The sequence below is a fragment of the Paenibacillus sp. S-12 genome, assembly GCF_030363895.1.
In the GTDB taxonomy this organism is placed as follows: Bacteria; Bacillota; Bacilli; order Paenibacillales; family Paenibacillaceae; genus Paenibacillus_B; species Paenibacillus_B alvei.
Genome location: NZ_JASIUF010000013.1, coordinates 184,285 through 208,552, shown reverse-complemented (window position 1 = coordinate 208,552; position 24,268 = coordinate 184,285). Strand labels below are relative to the sequence as shown.

At 45.6% G+C, this 24,268-nt stretch carries 22 protein-coding genes; 12 read left to right on the top strand and 10 right to left on the bottom strand.

Features of this window, described 5'->3' with window-relative positions:
• Positions 1-28: 28 nt before the first annotated feature.
• From NO352_RS13505 to NO352_RS13490, 4 genes are all read left to right on the top strand, one after another.
• Positions 29-1,708 (top strand): extracellular solute-binding protein, encoded by a 1,680-nt coding sequence (locus NO352_RS13505; RefSeq protein ID WP_005546572.1) that lies wholly within the window; start codon positions 29-31, stop codon positions 1,706-1,708.
• A gap of 230 nt (positions 1,709-1,938) precedes the next feature.
• Positions 1,939-3,516: a response regulator transcription factor gene (locus NO352_RS13500; RefSeq protein WP_163977028.1), complete on the top strand. Its 1,578-nt coding sequence runs from the start codon at positions 1,939-1,941 to the stop codon at positions 3,514-3,516.
• 14 nt (positions 3,517-3,530) lie between these two features.
• Positions 3,531-5,273 carry a sensor histidine kinase gene (locus NO352_RS13495; protein WP_005546576.1) on the top strand — a complete coding sequence of 581 codons (1,743 nt, stop codon included), beginning with the start codon at positions 3,531-3,533 and terminating at the stop codon, positions 5,271-5,273.
• A gap of 73 nt (positions 5,274-5,346) precedes the next feature.
• Positions 5,347-5,955 (top strand): hypothetical protein, encoded by a 609-nt coding sequence (locus NO352_RS13490; protein WP_005546578.1) that lies wholly within the window; start codon positions 5,347-5,349, stop codon positions 5,953-5,955.
• 68 nt (positions 5,956-6,023) lie between these two features.
• On the opposite strand, the gene NO352_RS13485 is transcribed toward NO352_RS13490, so the two are convergent.
• The gene (locus NO352_RS13485; RefSeq protein WP_005546581.1) at positions 6,024-6,872 is read right to left on the bottom strand and encodes a DegV family protein; all 849 of its coding nucleotides are present in this window, start codon (positions 6,870-6,872) and stop codon (positions 6,024-6,026) included.
• Between the two features lie 232 nt (positions 6,873-7,104).
• Here NO352_RS13485 and NO352_RS13480 point away from each other — a divergent pair, with 232 nt between their 5' ends.
• Complete coding sequence (locus NO352_RS13480) at positions 7,105-7,707, top strand: hypothetical protein (protein WP_005546583.1); 603 nt, start codon at positions 7,105-7,107, stop codon at positions 7,705-7,707.
• A gap of 24 nt (positions 7,708-7,731) precedes the next feature.
• The gene (locus NO352_RS13475; protein ID WP_289355880.1) at positions 7,732-8,604 is read left to right on the top strand and encodes a protein phosphatase 2C domain-containing protein; all 873 of its coding nucleotides are present in this window, start codon (positions 7,732-7,734) and stop codon (positions 8,602-8,604) included.
• A 60-nt stretch (positions 8,605-8,664) separates the two neighbouring features.
• Here the strand turns inward: NO352_RS13475 and msrA are convergent, their stop codons facing one another.
• Positions 8,665-9,645, bottom strand: coding sequence for a peptide-methionine (S)-S-oxide reductase MsrA (gene msrA / locus NO352_RS13470; RefSeq protein WP_005546588.1), 981 nt, complete (start codon positions 9,643-9,645; stop codon positions 8,665-8,667).
• A gap of 394 nt (positions 9,646-10,039) precedes the next feature.
• Here msrA and NO352_RS13465 point away from each other — a divergent pair, with 394 nt between their 5' ends.
• A complete protein-coding gene (locus tag NO352_RS13465) occupies positions 10,040-10,765 on the top strand; it encodes a TerC family protein (protein WP_005546590.1) in 726 nt (241 codons plus the stop codon).
• An 81-nt stretch (positions 10,766-10,846) separates the two neighbouring features.
• Here the strand turns inward: NO352_RS13465 and melA are convergent, their stop codons facing one another.
• The gene (gene melA, locus NO352_RS13460; protein ID WP_289355879.1) at positions 10,847-12,145 is read right to left on the bottom strand and encodes an alpha-glucosidase/alpha-galactosidase; all 1,299 of its coding nucleotides are present in this window, start codon (positions 12,143-12,145) and stop codon (positions 10,847-10,849) included.
• Positions 12,146-12,319: 174 nt separating this feature from the next.
• Here melA and NO352_RS13455 point away from each other — a divergent pair, with 174 nt between their 5' ends.
• A complete protein-coding gene (locus NO352_RS13455; protein ID WP_289355878.1) occupies positions 12,320-13,192 on the top strand; it encodes an AraC family transcriptional regulator in 873 nt (290 codons plus the stop codon).
• 85 nt (positions 13,193-13,277) lie between these two features.
• Here NO352_RS13455 and NO352_RS13450 read toward each other — a convergent pair whose 3' ends face one another.
• From NO352_RS13450 to NO352_RS13420, 7 genes are all read right to left on the bottom strand, one after another.
• The gene (locus NO352_RS13450; RefSeq protein WP_005546596.1) at positions 13,278-13,445 is read right to left on the bottom strand and encodes a hypothetical protein; all 168 of its coding nucleotides are present in this window, start codon (positions 13,443-13,445) and stop codon (positions 13,278-13,280) included.
• A gap of 25 nt (positions 13,446-13,470) precedes the next feature.
• The gene (locus NO352_RS13445) at positions 13,471-13,845 is read right to left on the bottom strand and encodes a hypothetical protein (RefSeq protein WP_005546597.1); all 375 of its coding nucleotides are present in this window, start codon (positions 13,843-13,845) and stop codon (positions 13,471-13,473) included.
• A 148-nt stretch (positions 13,846-13,993) separates the two neighbouring features.
• Entirely contained in the window at positions 13,994-15,391 is a 1,398-nt protein-coding gene (gene nhaC / locus NO352_RS13440) for a Na+/H+ antiporter NhaC (RefSeq protein ID WP_289355877.1), read from the bottom strand.
• Between the two features lie 322 nt (positions 15,392-15,713).
• Positions 15,714-16,721, bottom strand: coding sequence for a LacI family DNA-binding transcriptional regulator (locus tag NO352_RS13435; protein WP_268619956.1), 1,008 nt, complete (start codon positions 16,719-16,721; stop codon positions 15,714-15,716).
• A 340-nt stretch (positions 16,722-17,061) separates the two neighbouring features.
• The gene (locus tag NO352_RS13430) at positions 17,062-18,186 is read right to left on the bottom strand and encodes a GNAT family N-acetyltransferase (protein WP_289355876.1); all 1,125 of its coding nucleotides are present in this window, start codon (positions 18,184-18,186) and stop codon (positions 17,062-17,064) included.
• Positions 18,187-18,215: 29 nt separating this feature from the next.
• A complete protein-coding gene (rbsK, locus tag NO352_RS13425) occupies positions 18,216-19,136 on the bottom strand; it encodes a ribokinase (RefSeq protein ID WP_005546606.1) in 921 nt (306 codons plus the stop codon).
• A gap of 122 nt (positions 19,137-19,258) precedes the next feature.
• Positions 19,259-20,518: a CapA family protein gene (locus NO352_RS13420; RefSeq protein ID WP_262866591.1), complete on the bottom strand. Its 1,260-nt coding sequence runs from the start codon at positions 20,516-20,518 to the stop codon at positions 19,259-19,261.
• 226 nt (positions 20,519-20,744) lie between these two features.
• Between NO352_RS13420 and NO352_RS13415 the strand changes: the two genes are divergently transcribed.
• The 4 genes from NO352_RS13415 (at position 20,745) to NO352_RS13400 (ending at position 24,172) form a co-directional block, all read left to right on the top strand.
• Positions 20,745-21,119, top strand: coding sequence for a winged helix-turn-helix transcriptional regulator (locus NO352_RS13415; RefSeq protein ID WP_005546610.1), 375 nt, complete (start codon positions 20,745-20,747; stop codon positions 21,117-21,119).
• 175 nt (positions 21,120-21,294) lie between these two features.
• The gene (locus NO352_RS13410; protein ID WP_163977013.1) at positions 21,295-22,155 is read left to right on the top strand and encodes a DegV family protein; all 861 of its coding nucleotides are present in this window, start codon (positions 21,295-21,297) and stop codon (positions 22,153-22,155) included.
• A 230-nt stretch (positions 22,156-22,385) separates the two neighbouring features.
• Positions 22,386-23,090 carry a response regulator transcription factor gene (locus NO352_RS13405; protein WP_005546614.1) on the top strand — a complete coding sequence of 235 codons (705 nt, stop codon included), beginning with the start codon at positions 22,386-22,388 and terminating at the stop codon, positions 23,088-23,090.
• Positions 23,087-24,172 (top strand): sensor histidine kinase, encoded by a 1,086-nt coding sequence (locus NO352_RS13400; RefSeq protein WP_268599723.1) that lies wholly within the window; start codon positions 23,087-23,089, stop codon positions 24,170-24,172. Before NO352_RS13405 ends, NO352_RS13400 begins: the two co-directional genes overlap by 4 nt.
• Positions 24,173-24,268: the final 96 nt, after the last annotated feature.

Sequence of the window (24,268 nt, the reverse complement as noted above, 5' to 3'; positions counted from 1 at the left end):
CTTACAAATTGAAAGGGGAAAAGAACCAGTGAAGAACAAGAGAAAACTTCTTCTGAGCGTGTTGTCGGTCTTTATGGTGTTCACCATGATGGTAGGCTGCAGCAGCGGTGGCAATACACCACAAGCGAACGAGCCGGCTAAGCAAGGTGAAGGAACGGAAAACAGCAATAGTGAAGCATCTAAGAGTGATGTGTACGAACTGGGCAAGGAGCCTCTTGAGGTTACGTTCTTCGGAAACTACGGCTGGTATGATATGCCGAAGTGGGGCAAGGATCCGGCTTCGAAATGGATTCAAGACAATAAGAAAATTTCGGTGAAGGCTATCAGTTCTGGCGGTAATGCGGCTCAAAAGCTGCAGACGATGATCGCCGGCAATGAATTGCCAGACATCATTTGGACTGACCGCGGTGCAGACGTAGAGCGTCTGCGCGAAGCGGATATGCTGGTTCCTTTGGATGAATATATCGATAAGTATCCGAACTTCAAGAAATACTTAACGAAAGATCATCTTGGCATGCTTCGTTCTCCAGACGGCAAGCTCTATCAGCTTCCGAACTACTATACGACGCAGCCAAACGGAAATGCAGGCTACGCGATCAACAAGCGCATTTATAAGGACCTGGGCTCGCCTCCATTGAATACAACGGATGATTTGTATAATTATTTGAAAGCGGTTAAGGCAAAGTATCCGGATGTCATTCCATTCGAAACAGGCTTGGCTAAAGAAGGCCATGGTGTTGATCAGATCTATTCCAGCTTCAAGGAAGGCAATCTGACCTTTACAAGATTTTATGGAGTACCGGATGGCGATAAGATTGTGTCCATTTATAAAGACGAACCGTTCCGTGAATCTGCACTCTTTGTCGCGAAGCTGATGCGTGAAAAGCTGATGACGCAGGATGCGAATACACAAACAGAAGATCAAATTAAAGAGAAAGCAATGAATGGAAAGTTCGCAGTCATTGCGGGTCCAGATCCATTCAAGTATATTAGTGCAGCCGATGCGGAGTTGAAGAAGAAAGATCCAGATGGCGGATACGAGTTCATCCAGCCTATCGCAAAGGCAGGTTTGGATCGCAGTAAAATTTACCCAGGCACTTACAATCAGTTAGGCTGGAACGTAGCGCTTATAACGAAAAATGCAAAAAATCCCGAAGCGATCTTCGCGATGCTCGACTGGATGACTGGTCCAGAGGCATCCATGGTTGAGAACTGGGGCCCTCCAGGACCAGACGGCTATTGGAATGGATTTGAAGCAGATGGTGTTACTCCGATCTTCAATAAGGATAAATATTTGAACGATCCAGGCCCGCTTGCAGATATTAATGGTGTAGCTGGTAACCTGGTATGGGTAGGCAACACGGTATACATGGACAATACAAAGAAGCAAATGCTGTCTCAATTGTCCCCAGACCAAATCGACTTTAACACTCGCTGGCAGATGGAAATAACTTGGGGCACGCAAGCGGACTACACTGAATTTTTGAATTGGGAGCCGCTTCCGGACAGCAAAGAAGGAACAATTAGACAAAGTGTAAGAGATATTTGGACAACAGCAAGAGCAAAGGCAATGTATGGCAAGACGGACGAAGAAGTGCTGGCTATATTGGATAAAGCACATGATGACTCGATGAAGCTGGGACTTCAAGAGCTCCTAGACCATGTTGCAAAGGTATGGAACGAGAATAAGAAAGCGATGGGGAGATAAAGGTTAGAATAATTCGGTTCGACGAATTAAGGAAAGAAGGCTTGCGTTGATCGCAGGCCTTCTTTTTTATGAATATTGCAGTGTGTACCTGTTGGATCGTTAGAAGGACATACATAATGTAACCGCTATTATTTGTCTGTTAAATGTAGAAATGAATTGTTATACTTAGGGTTGTGTATTGTTATAATTTAGGAGAGAGAGAAATCCAGTGTGTGTCTAAGGGGGCATTCATGTATAACGTACTGTTAGTAGACGATGAGATGTTGGATCTGGAAGGGTTGAAGCAGTTTATTCCTTGGAGCGATCTTGGCATGGAAGTCGTCGACGCTGTGAATAATGCATTTGCAGCATGCAATGTATTGGAGAAATACCCGATAGACATTATCGTTAGCGATGTGAACATGCCAAATATGTCTGGATTGGAGCTGGCGCGGACAGCTATCGAAAAAAAGCCGGATATACGGATCATTTTTGTAAGCGGTTACCAGGACTTCGGCTACGTCAAGCAAGCATTGTCGTTAAAAGCGTGCAGCTACATCTTGAAGCCTATGGATGACAACGAACTGATCACAAATTTGCAAAAAGTAAAAGATGAGCTGGATGTTGAACGGAAGCGGCGCGATGCAGAGGAAGCGTTCCAGCATATGATTCCGATGGCCAAGAACAACCTCCTGCTTCGCTTATTTGAAGGAGATTGGGACGGTATCCATGAGGAGGGCATGCATAAGCTTATTGTGTCTTATGGATTGGATCGCCTAGCATGGCCTGTTCGAGCTGCCATCATTGAATTAGATGATTGGAGCTGGCCGCAGCATGATACAGCTCAAGATCAAGGGGTAACGAAAAACTTTATTTATGAAGTCAATGAGATTGGCCATGCTTTGGGGCTGCCTCATTGCTGCAAGGTGTCAGCACATCGCTTTGTATTTTTGCTGGAAGATCACGGCATGGACGTATTTACAAAGGAATCCGCAAAATCGATTTACGCCAGAATAACCGTTTCGACGACGATAGGAGTTGGAGGTCCGGCATTCGGACTCGATGAGCTTCAGGCATCCTACAAGCAAGCATTGGAGGCGGTGGACAGCAAGATGTTCATCGGCAAGGGCCAACTCATCATGTATGAATCCGTGAATCGAGATCCGGAAATGATCGATGCCCGGAATCTTGATATCCGTATGGAAGCTCTCTTCAAGGCGATGAGTGACTATGAGCTTGTTCTCATTTATGATGAGCTCGAGAAGCTGTTTCAGTCCGTCACAATGCTCCGTTCAAAGTATACGATACATAATTTGGCAATGTTTATCATTTGGAAGCTGGATCAACAATTGAAGGGAAATGATGAAAGTTTATTCGAGATACTGGGTATGGAGCTCCACAGTCTGGACATTCTGCTTCAATTTGATACGGTGAGCGATATTCGCTCTTGGCTTGTAAGGAAGACCTTCGAAATTTCTGAATATTTGCGCAGCAAAGCTACTTCGAAGAACAACCGGCTTATTCGGGAAATGATTCAGATGATGAAAGATAAAATGAATGACAATATTACGTTGAAGGACGTGGCGAATCAATTCTCCTTCTCTCCGAATTACTTGGGGTATATGTTCAAGGAAGAGACAGGGAAATCGTTCAGTGAAGTGCTCATACAGCTCCGAATGGAAAGGGCCCGTGAACTGCTGCATGAACCATCCATCAAAATTTATGAAATAGCCAATCAAGTGGGGTATCGGTACCTTCCATACTTCAGCAGACAATTCAAGGAAGCGTATGGCATGACACCGATGGAATATCGCAAACGTGAAACGTGACAGGGGAGATGTTCATGAACGAGCAGCGAGCGAAATTTCGATACTTGCCGATTGGCTACAAACTCATGCTGACCTATATGCTCTTCATCATCATCCCTGTGCTTGTGATTGGACTCGTATCGCACTCGATGTATGATCAGTCCATTCGGAAGCATACGCGGACGAATATACAAGGTACACTGTTGCAAATTCGCGATAATATTGAATATAAAATGCAGGATTTAATCCGCATATCTACTATATTGTACGGTGATTATGAGTTATATCGGTACTTGCGCAGCTATGAGGAAGGCTGGGAGAATTTCGATCGGACGACAAAATATGTGGTTCCAAAGATAGAAGCAGCATCAGCGTCAACAGGGATGAAGCTGTGGGTATCTGTATTTTTGCGTAATGAATCGATTCATGAGATCTATCACAGTTCATTTGGGAAAGAGAATCCTTCTGATTACAACTGGCCTTATGATATTTATCATCTGAATCGAATTACGGATAAGGAATGGTATAAGAGTTTCCCGCCCGAGAAGTACAGTGTCACGATGAAATGGAGCCAAATTGAGCGCGATGAGGAGAATAGCCGCATTTCCCTGCTGCGCCGGCTTGTAGATACGAATAATCCTCTTAAGCTTCAAGAAGTCGGCTTTTTACGTATTAATGTTGCAATTTCGGAGCTATTTGACAGTATCAATTATTCAAAGATCGGGAATGGCAGCGTAATCTATCTAATGGACGAGCATGGGGAAACCATGTATCAGTCTGGCAAACTGCCGAATGATAAAGCCGATATTGAAAGCAACTATTTGACGATTCAAGAGACGATTGGAAAGCAAGCCTGGCAACTGGTAGCTCATGTTCCTCTTGCGATCATTCAGCAGGATTCCATGAAGGTTCGGTTATTCGTTATTTTTATTTGCTTCATTTGCTTTGTTGTCTTGTCATTTGCCGGCGTATTTATTTCGAGATATTTCTCCATTCGGATTACGAAGTTCGTGTCTGTGCTCAATGCTTTCCGTGAAGGGGATCTGCATAAGCGCATTTCGTATCGAGGGAAGGATGAGTTCTCGCAGATTGCGACGGCATTGAATAGTATGGGCGAGAACGTGGAGTCTCTCATTAAAGAAGTATATTTGACACAGCTCCAGAAGAAAGAAGCAGAGCTGGAGATGCTTCAATCGCAAATCAACCCGCACTTTTTATATAACACACTGTCTTCTATTAACCGACTTGCGAAATTCGGAGATAACGAGAAGCTGCAGCAAATGGTTCTGGGGCTCGCAAAGTTTTACCGGTTGTCGCTTAATAATGGCAAGCTGATGATCCCTGTACATAAGGAAATTGAGCAGGCGCAGGCTTATGTCGATATTCAGAAAATCAAATATGGAGATCGCCTTAGTGTGATGTTCGATATTGATCCTGCTGTATGGCCATTCAGTACGGTGAAGCTGATCATTCAGCCCTTTATTGAAAATGTGTTGGAGCATGCTTGGTGCGGGGATCGGATTCATATTCGCATTGTAGCGCAGAAGGATGGAGAAGAGCTGCTGTTCCGGATTATTGACGATGGGGTTGGCATGACGACGCAGCGCATCCACGACATTTTTGACGGAATCGATCATGTGAACACAGGTTACGGGATTCGAAATGTGAATCAGCGGATTAAGCTGCATTTTGGAACGGAGTATGGAGTTGCGATAATTAGCGGGCTTGGCATAGGAACGTCGGTTTCCATACGTATACCGGCAGAAAGACATAATTAATATACCATTATATGCCTAACTTCTTGTATAATAGATCATGTTGAACCATGCTCAGAAATGGAGGGAAGTTGGATTGAATGCTCGATCTTTAGCCTTTGTGGCTGTTCGACTCGGTGCTCTCTATTTGATCGCAACCTCCTTATTGGAGATGGCGAAGAATGCGGCAGATGTGGTGAGGCTGATCTCTGGCATTATTTATATGGATATTGGAAACGGAAATGTTGCATATAGCAGTTTACTTTTTTTGCTATTGCCGATTGTAGTCCCGCTTATTTGTGGCATTTTGCTATGGTGCTTGGCATATCGCTTGTCTCAAGCGTTAGCTCCAGCCAAGCTTCGCCTAGAACCGCCGATTGAATCGGCGGGCACCCGATCGAACAGTGAAGATCATTTGATGCCACTCCGTAGTCATACCCATGGAGCGAATCCGATATTGCGCACTTGCCTTCATATCGGACTTGGAATTTCTGGAATTATGCTGCTCGTGAATAGTATTCCTGAATTTATCAAACTATTAATCATGCTTACAAATCAAGAGGCTGCCCACTTTGCTGAGCATACTTGGACAGAGTACAGTGCCAATTTCGTAAAGGTGATTGTACAAATGCTGCTCGGGATATGTCTGGCGGCAGGAGCGGGTGGCATTGCACGTTTTTTCACACGCACAGCCCCGCCTTCTTAAGGATAATATGCGCAACAATACACAGCGGCTGAACCTTGCTCAATAGCGAGGCTCAGCCGCTGTGTCATTTATTTGCGGGCATATACAATACCGATCGTGTTCGGTCCACAGTGACTGGAAATCACACATCCGCAATCCGACAGGAATACATGCTTCGCTCCCGTCTTTTGTTTCAATTCCTCTTGCAGCATTTGGGCATCGTCCAGAGACAAGGAATGAGTGACAAATACGATATCCTTGTCCATTTCGTTCACATGATCCAGTGCATTTTGCTTCAACTGCTCTAAGGCTTTTTCACGTTTGCCTCGAATTTTATTGGCCGGCGTCATTTTACCGTCGACGACTTTGATGACCGGTCGAATGCGGAGGAGGCTGCCAATCAAGTTCTGCAGTCCGCTGCAGCGTCCGCCTTTGTAGAGGTAATCAAGCGTATCGATGATGAATTCCGTCTCCATTTTGCCGCGAACATCCTCAACAAGCTTCACTGTATCTTCGAGTGAGGTACCAGCTTCGAGTGCCATAGCAGCCTTGAGAACTGGAATCCCAATGCCTGTAGATAAATTCAAGGAATCTATAACGGTGACGGAACCTTCACCTAACATCTCCCCAGCAATCGTTGCGTTTTGAATGGTGGAGGATAGATGGGAAGACAATCCGATATATAAGATGTTACGGCCTTCCTTTACAAATGGTTCAAATGCCTGCATGAAGTCTGCAGGCGAAGGCGAGGACGTCTTCGGCAGCTTGCCGCATTCCTCAACTCGCTTATACATTTCTGGGGGGGTCATATCCACTCCGTCACGAAAAGCGTCGTCACCGAAGGTAACATATAAGGGGATGATGCCAATGTCATAACGTTCTAGTAATGATTTCGGCAGATCACAGGTACTGTCCGAAAATATTTTAATGTGGTTCATTATGCTTCCTCCTGAAAGGTATGTAGCTTTTATACGAAAATGGTTTCATTAGTAGACATTTAATCATTATACTGCAAAAAGAATAGACTTACCTAATCCAAATTAGTTGAATAGGCTGAAAAAATATTCCAAATGAGGCGTGCGATTGCGTTCGCTGAGCGGCCCACGTTATACTGAAGCAAGATAAAGCATGAAGTACAGAATAACAAAGTATGGTTCCAGAGGGAGCTTCATGATGGAGTACATAAGGAAAGGACAAGTAGCAACAAAGATGAACATCGAAGCGAAAGCATTTAGAAGGATTCAATGGGGTTTGTTATTTTTTATTGATTACGCGCCAAGAGGCATCGATCTGCTGCCCGATATTGTAGGCTTGGCCTTGGTCTTCAGCGGAGTTAAGGGATTGGTGTCCGTGTCAGATCGATTCTTGCTTGCGAAGCGGGTCTGCATTCCACTCATCGTGCTCGCCTTGTATGAATTAGTGCAGCCGATGGTGTTGGGTGGTGTGAACCCAGAAGTAAGAGCTTGGATTGGTGTCATACGGAGTATTGCGGAAACAGGTTTGAATATTACATTAGTGACCTTCATGTGCAGTGGATTGCGGCAATATGCCTTGAGCCGTGATTGGGGCTCCATCGCGCATATGGCACGAAGACGATCATTATACTTTACGGTTGCACTCGCATGCTCCTTCAGCATGATCGGCTTTGCGCTTGCGTCGCCAATGGTATTCTCTGCCATGGCTGCTCCGATGTTCCTGCTCTACATTATTGTCGTGTTCATGCTTATGGGGCTGTTCGGACAGGCAGCTAAAATGGTGCAGAAGCAAAAATAAATAGAGATTGGGAGGTGTGTCGAAGTGATTCGAGTTCATTGTGATGCTGTTACAAGACAAGGGCAAGGCATGCGTAATGAAGACCGGATGGTCGCACTTCCTGAACAGCAACTGTATGCAGTGATTGATGGGGTATCCGGATTGGAACCAATTGTGGATGAGCTTGGCTGTACGGCTGGTGAAATAGCAGCCATCAAGATTGCGGAGGGACTGCAATCGATTGTGGGACAGGCATCTGAAGCATGTTCTGCAATGGAAATTATGCGCTCTCATCTACTGGAAGCGAATCGGGAGCTTGATCTCCTCATGCGCAAATACAACATTGCCTCGCAGGAGACGAGCCGGCGATTCGGCGCAGTTCATGCCGGTGTATGGCTTGATGAGCATTATGCTTACTGGACACAGACAGGGGATTGTATGATTTATGCCCGTTATGATTCGGGGCGGGTTCGTGCAGTTACCTACGATCGTGTTGCGGCTTTTGATGATCATGCATTGAGAGAATGGATGAATCATGAGGAGGAGTGGAGAAAGCATCGTCAGCCTGACGTAGTCCGCAGTATCCTGCTGCACAATCGTGCCCAAGCCAACGCAGAAAATGGCTATAGTGTCCTGAATGGGGATGAAGCTGTCCAATATCGGATGGAATGCGGTGCGCTTCCACTGCAAGGAATTACGCATCTCTTGCTCGTGTCGGACGGAATCTATCCGTGGCATGTTGATCAGGAGCAAAGCTGTACAGAATGCTGGTTCCAGTCCATCATTGAGAAGGGCATGGAACGATGTGCAGTGGAACTGGAGGAACACGAACGTACGGATGAACGCTGTAATACAATGCCCCGGTTTAAAATGTGTGACGATAAGACGGGTATTCTGTTGACCATAGAGAAAATATAAAGAAGGCCCAAACCGATGCCCTGTTAGGCGGTACGGATTTGGGCCTTATTTCATACAAGCTTATTTGAACAAGGATGCGAATTCACCATAACCTTCTTGCTCCAGTTTATTCTTCGGAATGAATCGCAGAGCTGCTGAATTTATGCAATACCGAAGTCCGGTAGGCGTAGGGCCATCGTCGAACACATGACCCAAGTGAGAGTCGCCAAGTTTGCTTCTGACTTCCACACGAACCATACCGTGAGAGGTGTCCAGTTTATTTTCAACATGACTGGAGCGAAGCGGCTTCGAGAAGCTTGGCCAGCCGCAGCCCGCATCGAATTTATCCAAGGAGCTGAAGAGAGGTTCGCCTGATACGATGTCAACATAAATGCCATCCTCTTCATGGTTCCAATATTCATTGGCAAAAGGCGGTTCTGTACCGTTCTGCTGTGTTACCCGGTATTGGATCGGCGTCAGCTTTTCTGAAAGAGCTGCACGCTGCTGTTCTGTTACGCCCCAGTGACTTACGATATAGGCATCTCTGCCGGACGCAGCACGATAACGCTTGTAATGGGCTGGATTTTTCTGATGATAATGCTGATGATGCTCCTCGGCAGGATAGAATATACCTGCAGGAACAATCTCTGTTGCAATCGGCTTATCGAATCTACCGCTCTGCTCCAGCTCCTGCTTTGATTGAACTGCGAGCTTATGCTGCTCCTCATTGTGATAAAAGATGGCCGTTCGATATGACGAACCGCGGTCGTGGAACTGCCCGCCTTCATCGGTTGGGTCTATTTGCTGCCAGAAAATATCAAGCAGCTTTTTATAAGGGAATAGGGCAGGGTCGAATGTAATCTGAACAGCTTCGGCATGCCCTGTAGTTTCCGAACATACTTGCTCATATGTAGGACAGTCTGTGTGTCCTCCTGTATAGCCAGACACAATTGAATGGATGCCAGGAAGCTCTTCGAACGGCGTGACCATGCACCAGAAGCAGCCACCTGCAAAGGTCGCTTTTTCAAGTGAAGGATGATGATTGGATTGTTCTTCGCTCACGATAGGGAAGCCTCCTTATGATTAAATACGTATATCTTCATCATACCCAATTGTTATCATTCGAACAACGCCAGATCCGTAATAGAGCGAGAAAATAGAGAGAAATGATGGTTGAACAATTTGATAACCGGTGTTATGATAAGTTCACTGAAAAAACGAATACTCCAAAGGGGAGTAGCTAGCACAGTAACCGTCGTCATTACGGGATCCGCCACAACGCGTATCCTCGGCGCTACTGGCAACGTATAGATAACGTTGTTTGCGAGACCTTTGCCACGATGGTTGCGTTGGTGAAGGTCTCTTTCTGATCGGAAACGCCGTTACCACTTTCGTGGTAGCGGCGTTCATGTTTTTTACAGTATTTATACATACTAACGTCAAGGGGGAACTATCGATGGAGCTATTATCATTAGAGTTCTGGACCACGCTGCTGTCCATTGTCGTCATTGACTTGGTGTTAGCAGGGGATAACGCAATTGTTATTGGTCTAGCAGCTCGTAACCTGCCGAAGCAGGATCAGAAGAAGGTTATTATTTTCGGTACGATCGGCGCAGTGATCATTCGGGCACTTGCCACATTAGGCGTCGTGTGGCTGCTCAAGATTCCATTTTTGCTTGTGATTGGCGGAGTCGTCCTCATATGGATTGCGATAAAGCTCATGGTCGAAGAGAAGGAGCATAATGTGGAAGCTGGAGGCAGCTTCTGGGCGGCAGTTCGTACGATTATTATTGCGGATGCCGCTATGGGGCTCGATAATGTGCTTGCTGTAGCCGGTGCAGCGAATGGACACGGCCTGCTCGTCCTACTAGGACTTGCCATCTCCGTTCCGATTGTCGTGTGGGGAAGTACCATTGTGTTAAAATTTATCGAGCGATTCCCCACTATTATTGTCATTGGTTCAGCCGTTCTCGCATGGACATCGGCGAAAATGTTCGTTGGTGAATTTATGAAGTTCGATATGCTAGCGCCGTACTTCTCGAATCCAGTTATCAAGTACGGGTTCGAAATCGTATTGGTCATCGCAGTCGTTGCAGCTGGTTTGTCCATTAAGCGCAGTCAGCAGGCAAAGAAAGCAAAACAGGCAGCATCGGATGTGCATAAACGTGCGCAAGGGGAGTAATCACACGTGTAGTTCAGGTAAACACAGAGAAATGATAGAAAAAGCGGTACAGTTGATTTAAACTGTACCGCTTTGCTTTTTTTATACGAACTTCGGAAGCCAGTTACCATGTGCTTCGATTAGATCATCACACAAGGATACGATGTCATCCAAGCTAAGTTCTGCTGCCGTATGTGGATCGAGCATGGCCGCATGGTAGATATGCTCCTTCTTCCCTGTAATAGCAGCCTCAATCGTAAGGAGCTGCGTGTTCAAATTCGTACGATTCAGCGCCGCAAGCTGTGGCGGCAGATCGCCAACGTAGGTAGGTGTAACTCCGCTGCGGTCTACGAAGCAGGGACCTTCAACACAAGCGTTGCTTGGCAGGTTCGTAATAAGGCCGGTATTCATTACATTGCCGCCCAGCTTGAACGGTGTTCCTGTTTCCATCGCATCGAAAATATAAGACGCATATTCATGTGTCCGGCTATGCTCAATGTGCTGATTATTTACAAGCTGCTCACGCATGCTTTTCCATCCCTCGATTTGGTGAATGCAGCGGCGAGGGTACTCATCGAGAGGAATATTGTATTTCTCGATCAGCTCAGGGTACTGCTTCTTGATAAAATATGGATGATATTCTGCATTATGCTCCGATGATTCCGTTACATAGTAGCCAAATTTGAACATCAACTCATATCGCACCATATCGTGGTGCTTGGTTTTCTGTTTTTCCATAGCACGGCGTTTAATTTCCGGGTATAAATCCTCGCCATTGCGAGTTACTTCGAGTAGCCATGCCATATGATTAATGCCTGCTATCTTGGATTGCACGCCTGTGCTGTCAATGCCTAGATCATTGAACAGCCAAGGTACGCATACTTGGACACTATGACAAAGGCCAACTGTTTTAATCCCTCCATACGTATTCATCACATTGGTCAATACAGCCATTGGATTCGTATAGTTGAGGAACCAAGCGTCTGGGCACACCTCACGCATATCTTTTGCAAAATCAAGCATGACAGGGATTGTTCGCAAGTTGCGGAAGATTCCGCCGATACCAAGTGTATCTGCAATCGTTTGGCGCAGGCCGTACTTTTTCGGAATTTCAAAATCCGTAATCGTGCAAGGATCATAACCGCCAACTTGAATCGCATTCACAACATACTTTGCACCTCGAAGCGCTTCCTTGCGATCGGTATAGGCAACTACCCGGCAAGTGCTTCCAGTTGTAATAAGCATATTGGTCAGCATGCGCTCCGAATCGCGAAGACGTTCATGGTCAATGTCGAACAAGGCGAGCTCGAATTCTTGGAGGGAAGGAGTGAGCATGCAGTCTCCCAGTACGTTTTTGGCAAATACAGTGCTTCCTGCACCGAGAAAAGTAATTTTACTCATCGATCATTCATCCTCTCGTTCCAAGCAGTCACACAAAAGTTAGTGATAGCAGATATGGAGTGATGCAACTTGGAAATGATTATTGTACAATCAATGTATCTAAATCCACTGCCGGTTGGTATGGGGAAAACGAATGTGAGTATGGAGGAATGTTGTCAATTAAGGAGGGGACAGATGGGAGAACGAGCAAATCTCGCAATAAATGAAGCACCTTCCAGGGGAGAACTGTCTGTATTGTTCAGCGGCCAATCGATAACAGAACCCTTGCATCACGTAGGGCCAAGTGTTCATGATTATGGCATTGTGCATTATATTCAGTCTGGCAAAGGAACATTTACGATAAGAGGGGTTACGTATGAAGTGGGGGAAGGAGATAGCTTCTTTATCTTCCCAGGTGAACTTCACCATTATGTGGCGGATGAACGCGAGCCTTGGAAATATCGCTGGATCGGATACCGAGGCACAGGTGCGGATCAATTGCTTGCGTCGATTGGCATTGGACCGCATGCTCCTATCGTTCAAAACTATCGCACACATCGGGTCGAGGCGATGTTCCGGAATGTATATAAAGCACTGCAGCTTGGTGGAGTAGCAGGAGATATCGAGGCAGAAGGCTATACGCGTGTCGCATTCGCAGAGTATGCGCGTTCGACAGTCAAGGGAAATACATCGCAAAAAGCAGATAAACGATCCGATATTGAGCGTCAGGTCGAGCAAGCAGCCCGCTGGCTGTCTCTGCAGTTTGACAAATTCATTTCCATCGACGAGTTGGCACATACACTGGGCTATCACCGAACCTATTTGTCAAAGATGTTCCGCAAACAAATGGGGGAATCGCCCATGCAGTTTTTATTGCGGGTTCGGATGGAGCGAGCCAAAACACTTCTGATGACGACAAGGCTGACGATTGAGCAGGTAGCTGCTTCAGTGGGGTACGAGGATGCTCTTTACTTTTCGAAGCTGTATAAAAAATGGTACTCCTGTTCTCCGTCAACGCATCGTTCGGAAATGCAGAACGCACAATCATCCGGATGTCTTTATTTTTGAATGCGCTTACGAATTAGGAGTTCAGCAAAAAAAGCACCCCGTAACGCAGATGCAATAATGCTGCGATCGGGGTGCATGTATGTCGTTACATAATGAAATAGAGTACAGTGATAACAACTGCTGATAAGATGACAAACCAAATCATATGCTTCAAATCACGATTGATGACCTGTATATCTGTTTTTAACGCTTGTTCTTTGCCTGTAGGCGATTTCGCTTGCTTTACTTCTTTATTCGTATTCGTTGTCGTCATTCTAATTCTCCTCGTCTGTGAATAGTTAGTTTACGGGACAGGCGAGGAGACGAGCAACGAATCTCGAGGTGAATTTGAGCGGTCTTAAGGTTTGGTTGCGCAGCAGAATCATATACGGTGTATCAAATCTGTATCTGGGCAGCTGGTTTCTCAAAATAGCAATTGCGATATATAAAAGAAATAAAATAAACCATAATGGCATGGAAAAATGCTTGCCAATCTGATGCTGATGAATGCCTACGACGGAGCTGACATGGTCAGGATACGTATAGGCCGCCTCATCCGGTTGCAGGATCGTCATTTCATTTGAGCCAATAGGGGACAGTACAGTACATAACACAGCGAGTATACAAAGTATTAGTAATATATACCTTGGCATACGAGCATGTATAAACCGCATCTTGTTCATCCCCCTCTTCTTTATCCATGACTAGCTTGATAAGATGACAGTATCATAATTGGATGAGAAGAAGCAATAGGGCGACAATGTATCATTTTGTTATCAAAGATACAATTGCCGCCCCATAGAATGTGAGCTCTTCTGTAAATTATTGATTGCCTAATGTTGCTCGCTTTAAGCCGGGCAAGAGGGCAAAAGCAAAAGTGATGAATGGAGATACCCACAGGAAGAAAGCATATGGCATATAATCAAGCACACTTAAACCGAGCGCGCTCGTCATCATCGCACCGCTAACTCCCCATGGAATAAGCGGATTGACTAATGTTCCGCAATCCTCTAACGTACGGGATAAGGTGAGTCGGGGAATGTTTCGCTTATCATACTCGGATTCGAACAATTGCCCTGGAATAAGAATGGACATATACTGCTCTCCGGTAATCATATTGACGCCGATTGAGCTAAGTCCACTTGTGACGACAAGCCCCTCTTTACTCTTTACGGGAGCTATCAGTCGGTTGAACATCGTTTCAATAATACCTGCATGCTGCAGCAATCCTCCAAGCGCAAAGGCGATCGCGATGAGCGAGATTGCCCAGGTCATGGACTGCAGTCCCCCACGGTTCACAATGCTGCTCACTTCCGCCATGTTGAACTTACCCTGAAATCCTCCCTGCATGAATTCCATCCATTGTGGAACATTTATGTTTCCTTGAATGAGTGCTGTAACCAATAAACCCGATCCGATACCAAGCAGCATCGTAATAATGATTGGCAATCGCTTGAACGTAGCGATAAGTACAACCGCTAACGGAAGCAATGTCAATGGATGAATGTGAAATACGCTGCGAATATCCTGCTGCATCGCCAACAGCTGATCAACGTTGGATTGAGCCGAGGAACCGAAAAATAAAAAGGCGATACAAGTTATGATGAACGCAGGAACTGTCGTTTTGGTCATATTGCGGATATGATCAGGCATGCTGACACGAGCGACCGCAGATGCGAAATTCGTCGTATCAGAAAGCGGGGACATTTTATCCCCGAAGCAGGCGCCTGACACAACAGCTCCAGCTACAATCGCAGGATGGACTCCCATGGAATCAGACATGCCAATTAGTGCGACGCCGAATGTTCCAACGGTCGTTATCGAGCTGCCGACGAACATAGAGACGATAACCGTAAGCAGTAGGGCGCTAACTGTAAACCATTGAGGCTGGAACCAGGATGTGCCGTATACGAGCAGCGTTGGCACTGTTCCGCTCATCATCCAAACTGCGATAAGTATACCAATAAGGGATAAAAGCAAAGCAGGCATGACCGATGCTTGAAGCCCTTTAATCAAGGCTCTTTCCACCAGGCTCCAAGATTGTCCGAACAGCAAGAGCAGGCATCCGGCAGCGACTGTTGCTGCAAGCAACGGAATATGAGGCTGTGCTCCCCATCCGAGAATCGTAAACAGTAAAATAGCAATGATGACAGCAAAGATGGTGATGCTTTGCCAGAAGCGAAGCGGACGTAGGACCAATTGTTCATCATTCGTATTCATTATCGTTCAACTCCTTGATAGATAACATATTCTAGTATGTAAAGCTCACCTGGTTGCTTTTATACATACACGCTTTTATGTGTAAAAGTAAATAAAACGTCAATGTATCTATTCTAGTACGCTGGATCTATCAGGTCTACTGGTAACAATATGCATATATGTTAGGAGATAGTATAAGGGGGGGTGATTATAGGGAGATTAATCGAAGGCAGCAATATAGTATGAATGTCAGAACGGTATATTCGATAGAAAAGGATAGGCCTGTTCTAAAGCGGTAAGAACTCAATGAGCAGGCCATAAGGCTGAGGAATTAAAAAATAGATTAAAGCTGCCGCACCGATTCACGCAGATGAACTTGACAAGGAAGAATGACACGACGGGGAGCTTGCTCACGATCTTTGATACGCTCCAGCAACAGTTGCATGCCAATCTCACCGAACTGATAGGCAGGCTGAGAGGCAACAGAGAAGAACGGATTGGCTTCTTCCACCCAGCCGAAATCATCGAAGCAAGCGATAGAGATATCATCTGGGACACGAAGTCCGACACTTCTCAGTGCTGTATAAATAGAGAGTGCGAGCATATTGTTGGCTGCGAAAATCGCAGTAGGACGAGTTTGCGGCTCCATTTCTGCCCAGCAAGATAAATCAAGAGCGTCTCGTTCATGTAAATAGCCCATCTGCATACATAGCTGTTCGTCAAATGCAATTCCGGCTTCCTGCAAGGCTTCAATGTAGCCCGCTTTGCGTTCTCTAGCGGTAGATACCTCCTCAGAGCCGTTCAATAAAGCAATGCGTCGGTGGCCATATCGGATTAATTCACTCACCATATGCTTGGCACCGCCTCGGCTGTCGCCGAGTACAGCATCACACTCGATGCCTGGAACCTCGCGATCAAGCAGAACGAACGGTACATTTTGTCTGGTCAGCCACTCTAGATGCTCTTTGGACTGGTCTCCGCTGGGCGCAAATAAGACACCATCTACGCGCATCGACAATATCATTTGTACGTAATCTTTTTCTTTGATCAAGCTCTCATCGCTGTTGCCGAACATGAGTCGGTATCCATGTTGCATTGCGGCGTCTTCTGCTCCACGCGCCATTGTCGTGAAGAATGGGTTTGTTATATCTGTAATAAGCAATGATAAAATTTTGCTTTCTTGCGTAACGAGACAACGAGCGACCGAATTCGGTATGTACTGCATTTCCTCCATCACTTGTTTTACCTTGGCGCGAGTTTTTTCGCTAACTCGACCTGTATTGTTAATGACGCGTGATACGGTCATTGCGGAGACATTGGCTTGTCTCGCAATATCATAAATGGTAGCCATAATTAAATGCTCCTATTTTACAAATTAAATGGTGGCTGCATCGAAATAATGATGCATGAAAATAAAGGCATGACTGAATCTAAGATTCTATCTCAAATGATAACTCACTACTGTAGTTAATTGTATGCGATAGATAAGGTTGACATCAAGTGGAATGCATGGGAGTAAAGCGGGATTGTACTGAACTCAGTATCTTTAAAAGTAAAAGCGCACTAATTTTAGTGCGCTTTTAAGCAGTACGAAATCATAACTGAAAGAATGGATGAAACGTAATCCATGACTTGCGTTGTAGCTGCTGTATGAATTAACATGTAATCCTACATTTTAAATGGCTACGAAATTATATGTAATATAAACCGATTGTATAAGGAAGCGGTATTGTAATTTTCATCTGCTCTGCGGAAGGCCAAGCAGGCGGCAAAAGGTTGGTTGCCTTCGGATCGAATAATAAGGAGAGCAACTGGCTTTCAGCAAGCTCAATCGATTCTGCGCCAGGATATTCTAGGCGAACATTGCCACTTTCAAGATCGGTAACTTGAATATTGGCAGCCAATGCACCTTGATCAATCCACCAGTTCTTCATATAACGGAACAGTCGCTCCATGCTTGGAATGTAAAGCGTCCCTTGATTTTGCGCTTCTTCCAAGGCATAGTTTCCAAGCAGAGCGATCATCTCCTTATCCTGCCAAGGAACATAGATCTGGGAAGCTGCAATTTGTTTTTGCTTCATGACAAGCTGCATCAAAAGCAATACCTCTTCTGCTGTGCCGCCATATTCATAAATATGAGATGGGGCATCCGGCTGTTTTGAGGATGGTTTCATCAAATAGATGTATGCAGTGACTTGACCATTGCGCTCCAGTACATAAACTTTCGGCTTCATCATGACACAGGAGGCGAAGGATCCACCGTGTTCAAGGCCATGCATATCCCAAAGACTAAAATCAAATGCAGCTTCTCGCTGCTGGGCAAGCTCATACCATGCGAAACAATCATTTTCCGTCAGAACTCGTGCTTGAACATCAGCTTCTGCAACAGCAGATCCGTCTGGTGTAATGGTATACACATGGGTTTTTCCAAAGGAATAACAGCGATTGCGTGTATATAACGAGCGTCCTCCGGAAACGAACATCATAACAGCGCCTGTTGAATCCACATGTTCTTGCACCTTGTGCAGCAGATCAGTACCGAACCCTTTGCCGCGAGCAGCTTCAGAGGTGCATACCGAGCCGAGTGAGAACACAGGCAATTTTGATCGTCCAACTCGAACGATAGATGGAAGCAATCCCATATGTGCTAGCAGTACTCCGTCCTCAAAGGCACCGAATGAATGAGCGGTAATCGGGGAGAACAAGTACGAAAAACTATGTGCCATTGACATCTGTTCTTCATTGCGAAACACTTCATCAGACAATTTGGCTGCAGCATCATAATCAAGCGGCTGCAGCATGCGAATCGTTGCCATTATTGCTTCCTCCTTAATGAATGGGGATATTACGCTTGTTGCTGCATCATCCAATCCATCAGTTGCTCGCGAGTCGGCATACCTCCCTGCGCACCGAGTACAGTTACAGACAATGCCCCTGCGGCAGCAGCGAACCGGATTGCTTGTTCCATGGTGCGTCCTTCTGCGAGCATTACGGCCAGAGCACCATTGAATGTATCTCCAGCTCCCGTTGTATCGACAACATCGACATGATGGCTTGGACAGTGATGAAGCTCGCCGTTGGCATCCGACCAATAAGCTCCTTCAGCACCTTTGGTTAAAACGATTTTTCCCGGCATCGTCTGCAGCGCAGATTGCCAATCGAAAGTATTTCCCTGAGATGACATGCCGAGCAGTTCGGCAAGTTCATGCTCATTAGGAGTAATTACAGTTACCAGGCTTAGTAACTGTTCATCCAATTCCAACGCTGGCGCTGGGTTAAGGATGACAGGGACGTGTGCTTCAGCCGCGATCTCGATTGCTGCTCGTACCGAAGGAAGAGGAATTTCAAGCTGCAAAACGATGATGTCGGATTGGCGTATGACATCGGCGTATTTGCGAACTCGTTCGGGTGTAACAAGCGCATTAGCTCCTGGTACGACAATAATGCGATTGTCCCCATCCTTTACTATAATGGAAGCGGTTCCTGAAGATACGTCATGAAGAACCTCGACAGCTTCTGTATGTATGCCTTCGCGTGTCAAGTTGTCCAGCATCATCGTGCCAAATGTGTCATTGCCTACACATCCGATGAAGCTGACATCCGCCTGAAGCCGAGCGCAGGCAACCGCTTGATTGGCTCCCTTACCTCCATACATGGTCGCAAATGATTGTCCAGTGACGGTTTCGCCTTGTGTAGGCACCGTGGAGGTAACGGTAACGAGATCCATGTTCAAGCTTCCGATGATTGTTATTTTTGGCTGTGTCACATTATATCTTCCTTCCTCTTTCTAGCTATACATGCTGCGTCATAACGCTGTGCACATACAAAGACGCGAATCCTGGAACAGGTTCGCGACTTATGACCGAGATATCGGCATATCTAGCATGGTTAGCGTGTAGGCGGAGCGGTTGCACTCCCATTTGCCTTCACTGCATCCCGCACCTGTTTGCCGTCAATTTTAACACCAATCGAGATGGATTCCAAATACTTTAATTGCTTTTTATCATAAGCTTCGCCCTTTTTAATAATCTGGTCTTTATAGATGAAGTAAGGGGTAAAGGACATTTCAATATTTCCTTGATCCAGCGTCAGGTTCAAGAGACCTGTATCTGCTTTATCACCGCGTACATAGTCGGGAAATAGGAAATTGCCGATGGAATAGGCAATGGGTTTGCCTTTATAAAATTCGAAGCCTTGCAAAACATGAACATGGCTGCCGATTATGGCGTCTGCCCCAGCATCAATCATTTCACGGGCATAATTACGCTGCCATGGTTCTGGGCGATGATTTTTCTCAACTCCCCAATGCAGATAAACAAGCAAGTAGTCACAGTCTTCACGTTCTTTCTTGATAACGGGAAGAACACTTGATTTATTATATGCCTCTGCGATACCTGGCCTGTCTTTTCCAGCGAACCAGTAGGTTTGGGGAATGAATCGGGAGAAGGCAAGGAACTTAATGGTTTTACCCTTCATCTTTACAGTATGTGCGCGATAAGCCTCTTCTTTATTTCTCCCGCCGCCTATATAGGGGATATCATATTGCTCCAAATACTTTAAAGTGTCGAGAAACCCTTTTTGTTTAAAATCAAGTGTATGGTTGTTGGCGATCGTGACGAGATTAAAACCAGCATTTTTGAGACCTTGCAAAGACGCAGGATCGGATTTAAAGTTATACAGCTGATTTGTATCCTTTTCGGTATGATGAGTGATGGCCGTCTCCAAGTTCACTACGGCATAGTCTGCACTGCTGACCTCGTCTTTAACGTATTCGAATGGATAATCAGGCCCTTTTTTGCGAATGGTTTCCTTAACGGACCAATCCATCAACGCATCTCCTGCAAAGATGATTCGAATGGCATCCTGAGAAGATGACACCTTGATCGTATCCTTATTACTCTTTTTTTCTCCGCCTCGATCATATTCTCGATTCGGGTCAAGAGGAGCGATAGGCGTCACATCTGGATTCAAAGTAGTAACCAATTCCGAATGATTGTCTACAGCACGCATTGTCATTGTCAGAATGAGCATGCATACAAGCCCAACCGAAATAAGCAGCCCAATACCGGCTATCATTTTCATTTTGCGAAGCCGTTGCTTTTTTTTGCGGGCATACCTGTCTTTTCTGCTTTCGTGAAATGAATTCAAAGGAAGCCTCCTCGTCACTATACAACCCTAAACAGTTAGGGATAATAAGTAGTTGTAAGTTTTCTCCATACTATTATAATGATCATACGTGCCCCAAAAGTTGCAGATTCTTTGCAAGCCCATTAAATTTTGTAATATATGTCGATAGCCGCGTTTTCTTTTTTGCATAGCTATGGTAAAATAAATATTGCTTACATTTTGTAAGTTAAGAAGGAGGGATGAACGGATGCAATCAGAACATTTGGGAATGTGTCCCCGATTCGAAGCGGCATTCTGCATTTTGGGAAAGCGCTGGAATGGGCTGCTCATTCAAGTGCTGTTGAGTGGGCCTAAGCGCTTTAAGGATATTTCCGCACTCATTCCTACCATGAGCGACAAAATGTTGAGTGAACGCATGAAAGATATGGAGGCGGCAGGGATTGTAGTCCGCAATGTATATCCAGAAACGCCTGTACGCATCGAATATACACTTACGGAAAAAGGATTGGCTCTGCAGCCTGTCATGGAGGCCATTGGGAAGTGGGCAGAGCAGTGGGTCAACGAATCAATCGGATGCTGCGATGAGTCGGACGCAGCCTCTCATCATTCGGAACAAGAATAATGTGCAGCGGACAACTCATCGCATGCCGAGCCTAACTGACAGCAGGTTAGTGCTCGGCATTTTTGCTGTTTCAACTAGATTGCCTACTTTTGTCGTTGTAAACACCGGGACAAGCTCGTATAATTAAGCGAATGAGCCATAATAACTAACTTTTAATTTAGGACAGGAGAATGACATGACCATTCACATCATTACGGACGGAAGTTCAGACTTGACTCCAGAGATCGTCAAGCAGTTCGGCATCCACGTAGTACCCCTTTGCGTATGTTTCGGTCAAGAGGTGTTTACCTCTGATATGGACACCACTCAATTTTATGAGCGTATGCGAGAGGAGGAAGAACTACCGAAGACGTCCAGTCCGTCGCCAGCCGATTTCTACCACATGTATCAATCGCTTGGCACTGATAAAGATATATTGGTCCTTTCCTTGACCTCCAGCTTAAGCAGTACCTACAATCATGCAGTAATGGCAAAAACGATGTACGAGGAAGAAGGTCATCCGAATCGGATTGAAGTTATAGATACGAAAACAGCATCTGCTGGGCTTGGGCTGCTTGCCGTTCGCGCTGCTCAGTTGGCTGCTGCTGGTAAGACACTGGATGAGGTTGCTCATACACTGAGCGATCAAGTGAAGCGCACGACCACATACTTCACGCTGGATACCCTCGATAATGTCATACGCGGCGGACGCTTGAGCAAATTCAAGGGCACTGTTGCTTCGATGTTGAACATTAAGCTGCTTATGGAAGCAAGTGAAGAAGGTTCAATCGAAGTGATGGAGAAAATACGAGGCACGCAGAAAACGCTTCGCCGACTTATTGAGAAGGTGGGCGATGCGTGGAGCCATGTTGATAAAGAGTGGATCGCCTTCGCACATTCAAATTGCGAGGAACGAGCTAAAGCATTTATGAAGGAACTCCTCGATAAGTATCACTTCGATCAAGTGCTGTTCGTGAATATGGGGCCTGTCATTGGCACGTATGCGGGGGAAGGCGGCGTACTAATTTCTTATCAAGAAATGCCGCGCACGACTTAAATATTTCCATTTCCTTTAGGAATGAAGGAACACCACGTCAAGCTCCCGTCTATATGAAGGGAGCTTTGTTCATTATGTATACGTTTTTTATATGACATTCGCTTAAACGTTAATTCACTACATAAATGTCAAGCTGCTCCGTTCTTCGTGAAAAAAAAGGTTTATGTTATGATGAAAGAAAGTAGGCAACAACATATATTAGAGCATGTTCGCTGACTGGGGGTAATGGAATGTATACAATTATGATCGTGGAAGATGACGATAAGATAGCTTCGATTTTACAGTCTTCTCTTGAAAAATATAATTACAATGTAACTCGAGCGACAAGATTTAATGAATTAAAGGAAGAAATGCTGGAAATCAATCCAGATTTAATTTTGCTCGATATCCATTTGCCAGCCTTCGATGGTTTTTATTGGTGCCGGCAATTCCGCAGTGAAACGAACGTACCTATCATTTTCGTATCGGCGCGCACTGGAGAAATGGATCAAGTTATGGCGATCGAGAATGGCGGAGATGACTTTATTACGAAGCCGTTTCATCTTGATGTCCTCTTGGCGAAGGTAAAAGGGGTGTTGCGCCGTACATACGGTGAATATGCGGCTAACGGCGGAGGAAATGGTGAGGAGATGACGGTACAGGGGCTAACTCTTCACAGAGCGAAGAACACGCTCGAATGGTCAGGCAAGCGAGTTGATTTGACCAAAAATGAGGCGCTCCTCGTCGCCTGTCTCATGGAACGGATCGGCTATATCGTTTCTCGTGAGACGCTTCTCGAAACCTTATGGGACGATGTTGATTTTGTTGACGATAATACACTAACGGTTAATGTTACTCGTGTCCGCAAGAAGATGGAGGAAATCGGGATAGCAAAAGCGATAGAGACGGTGCGTGGCCAAGGGTATCGGATGTCGGCCACTTGGGTGAATGAATGAAGCCGGGAATGACCTTTCTTCAATATGTACGGGATCGAATTGTTATCCTATGCACCTGCTTCGTTGCGATTGCGATTGCATTGCTCGTCGTTTGGCTTGACCTGAGTATTGGACAACGATTTGCTGCAAAGGAAAGCCTGATATACATTTTTGTGCTTGCTGCTTTCATTCTCATGGTTGGTCTTGTATATGATTATACGAACCAGCGGCGCTGGTATAAGGAAATGTACAATGCAGAGACCAATACGAGCGATAGTGATTTCACGCTTTGTCTGCAACATCCAAGCACGTTGGAGCAGAGACGAATGCATGCGTTGTTATCACGTCAATATCGCTCGTTTATGAACGAGCTTCTTACGATGCGGAACGAGCGGGAGAAGCATGTTCATTTCACGAACCAATGGGTGCATCATATGAAGACTCCCGTGTCCGTCATTCATTTGCTTACGCAGCAGCCTGTGTATGAGCTCGATCAGTCTCAGGTAGAGACACTGCTGCGCAGTGTCAGCGAAGAAGCCGATCGTCTTACGAAAGGTTTGGACATGATGTTAAGCACAGCACGGCTGGACAAGTTCGAGCTGGATCTTCATGTTAGTGGCTTGAATCTGAAGCAGGTTATTCGGCAGGTTGTGAATGAAAATAAGAAATCGTTGATAAAGCATAAAATTTTCCCGAAAATTGAATCCGATGATGTGATCGTAGATAGTGATGAGAAATGGCTGAACTTTGTACTGACACAGCTCGTAACGAATTCGATTAAATACATGAGAGACAAAGAGGGCTCCAAATCACTGTCGTTCAAGGTGGAGCGGGAAGGGGAGTCGATACTCCTCCATGTTCAGGATGAAGGAATCGGGATAGCTCCTGAGGATTTGCCGCGTGTATTTGATGCATTCTTCACCGGTCAGAATGGACGCAAGGAAGGAGATGCAACAGGTATGGGGCTCTATTTGGTTAAACAAGTATGCGCGAAGCTTGGTCATTCGATCCACATAACATCGAAGCTTCATGAAGGCACGACGGTAACGATCAAGTTCGGGACAAGAGCGATGCACCATCAGTTGCTTGAACGGTTGCATTGAATTCATGAACAAAAAACAACTAGTTCACAACCTCTTCTCTTAACAGCCCTTTTCCATTAGGAAGAGGGCTGTTGTTATGGATTCGCCAGCACGAAT

Coding starts and splice junctions, on each gene's coding strand:
- nhaC (WP_289355877.1), bottom strand. CDS start 15,391: ATGAATACGAATGATGAACAATTGGTCCTACGTCCGCTTCGCTTCTGG.
- NO352_RS13435 (WP_268619956.1), bottom strand. CDS start 16,721: ATGGCTACCATTTATGATATTGCGAGACAAGCCAATGTCTCCGCAATG.
- NO352_RS13455 (WP_289355878.1), top strand. CDS start 12,320: ATGGGAGAACGAGCAAATCTCGCAATAAATGAAGCACCTTCCAGGGGA.
- NO352_RS13405 (WP_005546614.1), top strand. CDS start 22,386: ATGTATACAATTATGATCGTGGAAGATGACGATAAGATAGCTTCGATT.
- NO352_RS13410 (WP_163977013.1), top strand. CDS start 21,295: ATGACCATTCACATCATTACGGACGGAAGTTCAGACTTGACTCCAGAG.
- melA (WP_289355879.1), bottom strand. CDS start 12,145: ATGAGTAAAATTACTTTTCTCGGTGCAGGAAGCACTGTATTTGCCAAA.
- NO352_RS13480 (WP_005546583.1), top strand. CDS start 7,105: ATGATGGAGTACATAAGGAAAGGACAAGTAGCAACAAAGATGAACATC.
- NO352_RS13450 (WP_005546596.1), bottom strand. CDS start 13,445: ATGACGACAACGAATACGAATAAAGAAGTAAAGCAAGCGAAATCGCCT.
- NO352_RS13500 (WP_163977028.1), top strand. CDS start 1,939: ATGTATAACGTACTGTTAGTAGACGATGAGATGTTGGATCTGGAAGGG.
- NO352_RS13465 (WP_005546590.1), top strand. CDS start 10,040: ATGGAGCTATTATCATTAGAGTTCTGGACCACGCTGCTGTCCATTGTC.
- NO352_RS13430 (WP_289355876.1), bottom strand. CDS start 18,186: ATGGCAACGATTCGCATGCTGCAGCCGCTTGATTATGATGCTGCAGCC.
- NO352_RS13415 (WP_005546610.1), top strand. CDS start 20,745: ATGCAATCAGAACATTTGGGAATGTGTCCCCGATTCGAAGCGGCATTC.
- NO352_RS13400 (WP_268599723.1), top strand. CDS start 23,087: ATGAAGCCGGGAATGACCTTTCTTCAATATGTACGGGATCGAATTGTT.
- NO352_RS13445 (WP_005546597.1), bottom strand. CDS start 13,845: ATGCGGTTTATACATGCTCGTATGCCAAGGTATATATTACTAATACTT.
- NO352_RS13485 (WP_005546581.1), bottom strand. CDS start 6,872: ATGAACCACATTAAAATATTTTCGGACAGTACCTGTGATCTGCCGAAA.
- NO352_RS13495 (WP_005546576.1), top strand. CDS start 3,531: ATGAACGAGCAGCGAGCGAAATTTCGATACTTGCCGATTGGCTACAAA.